This window comes from Nostoc sp. (assembly GCF_035638895.1).
Lineage (GTDB): Bacteria > Cyanobacteriota > Cyanobacteriia > Cyanobacteriales > Nostocaceae > Nostoc.
This window is the reverse complement of the sequence record NZ_DASQZC010000244.1, coordinates 1-3258: the sequence shown is the minus strand read 5'-3', so window position 1 is coordinate 3258 and position 3258 is coordinate 1. Positions and strand designations below refer to the sequence as shown.

At 40.4% G+C, this 3258-nt stretch carries 4 protein-coding genes; 2 read left to right on the top strand and 2 right to left on the bottom strand.

Going from position 1 to position 3258, the window contains the following annotated elements:
* Both VE944_RS11740 and VE944_RS11735 read right to left on the bottom strand, forming a co-directional pair.
* A partial coding sequence (locus VE944_RS11740) for a high light inducible protein (protein ID WP_324976953.1) occupies nucleotides 1-146 on the bottom strand: 146 nt, incomplete at its 3' end.
* A gap of 378 nt (nucleotides 147-524) precedes the next feature.
* On the bottom strand, nucleotides 525-1364 hold the full coding sequence (locus VE944_RS11735) for an MBL fold metallo-hydrolase (RefSeq protein ID WP_324976950.1): 840 nt from the start codon (nucleotides 1362-1364) through the stop codon (nucleotides 525-527).
* A gap of 260 nt (nucleotides 1365-1624) precedes the next feature.
* Here VE944_RS11735 and VE944_RS11730 point away from each other — a divergent pair, with 260 nt between their 5' ends.
* Both VE944_RS11730 and VE944_RS11725 read left to right on the top strand, forming a co-directional pair.
* Nucleotides 1625-1891, top strand: coding sequence for a Precorrin-3B methylase (locus VE944_RS11730; RefSeq protein ID WP_109007230.1), 267 nt, complete (start codon nucleotides 1625-1627; stop codon nucleotides 1889-1891).
* Nucleotides 1892-1989: 98 nt separating this feature from the next.
* Nucleotides 1990-2829 carry an alpha/beta hydrolase gene (locus VE944_RS11725; RefSeq protein ID WP_324976944.1) on the top strand — a complete coding sequence of 280 codons (840 nt, stop codon included), beginning with the start codon at nucleotides 1990-1992 and terminating at the stop codon, nucleotides 2827-2829.
* Nucleotides 2830-3258: the final 429 nt, after the last annotated feature.

Sequence of the window (3258 nt, the reverse complement as noted above, 5' to 3'; positions counted from 1 at the left end):
CCAGAAAAAGCTTCAATCAAAATCGCAGATAAAAAACCAATCATCGCAAGACGACCGTTCCAGTTTTCACTCTGAGGAGTGAAGCCAAAACGCACAGCATTAGGATCTTCTGAAACAATAGGCGCAGGATTCTTAAAACCTGTCATCAGTAAAACTCCAAAGTTCAAGTGTTGTAGCAGTTGTAACTGTCTGTAAAGTAATGTAACAGATGTTAAAAAAAATGCAACATTGAGTGAATAAAGAAAATCTGAAGAAAATCTGCTCAACATTTTTTCATTTCGATTCACGTTGTAGAGTAGAAGTGGTTTATGAAATTTTGCGTAGGCGTAGCCCGCCGCAGGCATCGCCTCTAGCGCAAATTCTCCTGTTTCTTGCTCTTAATGCTTATTGAAATCCACTTGAGCAGGTATTAAAAGCTTCACAAGCTTAAGTAAGATATTTTTTTTTAAATTAAAACTAATCAACGCATCTCAGCAGAACCTTAAAAACCGCATAATTCCGTTGAGATGCATTGAGTTTTTGAGCTAATTGAAAGCTGTTGAGCGCAAGTTGTCCTGCAATTGCGAATTATCTTGGTCAGCGAAGGTTTTGAACTCGATCGCATCATGGCTACAAAAGAGGTGGACATCGCTACTGTGGTCGAGCGATAACGCCCGTAACTTATCTTGATTAGAAAGTCGAGCCTTGCGGTCTACCTCCATGAACGACTGGTAGGCACGTAGACCAGGTGTGCAAACTCGTTTGGGAGAACCGATTTCGTGTCGATAAAAGTAAGCATCGCCTGCATGTAAAAGCCAACCTTCGGATGTCTCAATGGCGATACCTGCATGACCCCGTGTGTGACCGACGAGCGGTATCAGGAGAATTTCGGGCGGTAGTCCTTCGAGGTTACGTACTGCCTCAAAGCCGAACCAAGGTTCACCACCAGCCGAATAATACTTCCAATTTTTTACTTCGTCCCACTGGCCAGGGCGGTAACGTCGAGATGAGACAAAGCCTTGCCGTTCCTTAGCTGCTTCAATCTCACTGAGCATTACATGCACGGTTGCTTCAGGAAAATCTTCCAACCCGCCTGCATGGTCAAAATCGAGGTGAGTAAGCACTATATGGCGGACATCGCGCGGGTTCAAGCCGAGCTGCTCAATAGCTGCAACCGCCGTATATTTTTCTTCAAACTTGATGCGATTCAAATTCATGAAGAACGGGCTGAGTCTTGATAATGGCGCTTTGATATCACGCTGACCGAAGCCTGTATCTATGAGAACGAGTCCCTGATTTGTCTCGATGAGCAGACAGTGACAGACGAGACAGGCTGTTAGCCCACGACTAAAACCGTCGAAGAGTGCCCCACCAATCGGGCACATACAACCGCAATTAAGATGATGAATACGCATAAATTATTCTACCGAGCATCAATCTCTTTTAAAGACGAAACAATATGGATAATCAACATACTTAGGAGTGAAGAAATTTATGTCTTTACAGGATTTAATTGCTGAGTTACTTTTGCAGTCTGTGTCTAAAGTATAGTGAAATTGATTTACGGGTTTGACTTGTTTAGGTTGTAATTGCGAGAATAAGTCTGACTCACTACGATCGCATTAGAAATTTATCGCATCTGAGTATGGCAAACCAAGACGCTCCACTCACAGGAGAAGCGCTAATTAAGGAAGTCTGTCGGCGGATTCGGGTAGCCCGTAGCTATTGGGATGCTCACAACAATGCTGCCTGTCGGGGTGAGCGCGATCGCGCAATCTTCCTTTACAATACACTGAGCAAAGAACAAAAAGAGCAAATTCCGCAAGTGTTGCGGGTATGGCTGCGCTATCGCAGTGAGAAGTATTTTGGCGCACACCGAACACCGCCCAAATCGGCACGAAAATCAAAATAGTATTAAGTATGATATTTAGTGCATCACAACTACAGCAAGTAAAAAAAGCTTTTTATTCGCTGTAGAGCAAAATATTTTTATCCCAGAAATAAAATTTAATGGAAAAACAGCAACTTATAAAATTGCTAATTGGTGATTTGACTTGGGTACGACTGATTAAATCTTTAATATTTATTTATATCTTTTTTAGTGGATATATATATTTTCGCGCAGATAGCATGATTTTTCTGTCTAAACCTTCTAGCTATGAGGATAATCCAAAAATTATTAAGTTAAAAAGTGGGGCAGATACGAATATTTCAGCTACATATTTATTGAACAATAAAGCTAATTATACTATTCTTTATTCTCATGGTAATTCTGAAGATTTAGGAGATATCAAACAGATATTAGAAAAATTACATGACTGGGGTTTTAGTGTCTTTGCTTATGATTATCGTGGTTATGGTACGAGTCAAGGAAAGCCGACAGAAAGCCACGCTTATGAAGATATCAATAGCGCTTACAATTATTTGACGCAAAATCTAAAAATATCACCTGAAAGAATTATAGTTTTGGGGCGTTCGGTTGGCGGTGGTTCTGCGGTAAACTTAGCAATGCAGAAACCAGTAGCTGGTTTAATTATTGAAAGTTCGTTTATTTCCGCTTTTCAAGTAATAGTACCCTTTCGGATTTTACCTTTTGATAAATTTCCCAATTTGGAGAAGATAAAAAAAGTAAAATGTCCAATATTGGTGATTCATGGAAAAGCAGACGATATCATTCCTTTTGCTCATGGAGAAAAATTGTTTAATGCTGCAATATCTCCAAAACTTTCTTTATGGGTTGAGGAGGCAAATCATAATGATTTATTCTGGGTAGCTGAAGAAAAGTATCAAAAAACTTTGCAGGAGTTTACTAAGCTTGTAAAAGAAAATCAGCTTCTAGTAGTTTATTAGGGTGCGTTATGAGTACTCCAAAATAACAAATGAGTACTCCAAAACAACAAATGAGTACTCCGAAATAACAAATGAGTACCCCGAAATAACAAATGCGTATCCCGAAATAACAAATGAGTACTCCGAAACAACAAATGAGTACTCCGAAATAACAAATGAGTACCTCGAAATAACAAATGAGTACCCCGAAATAACAAATGCGTACTCCGAAATAACAAATGAGTACTCCGAAATAACAAATGAGTACTCCGAAATAACAAATGCGTACTCCGAAATAACAAATGCGTTCGCCATGATTGCAAGAATTTAGCTTTGTCACGCCAGCGTAACGAACCCTTCTCCTATCGGAGACGCTACGCGAACGGGTTCAGCAGTCGCCTGCGGAGGGAAACCCTCCCGCAGCGCTGCTTCACTGCAAATCTTTGGTAG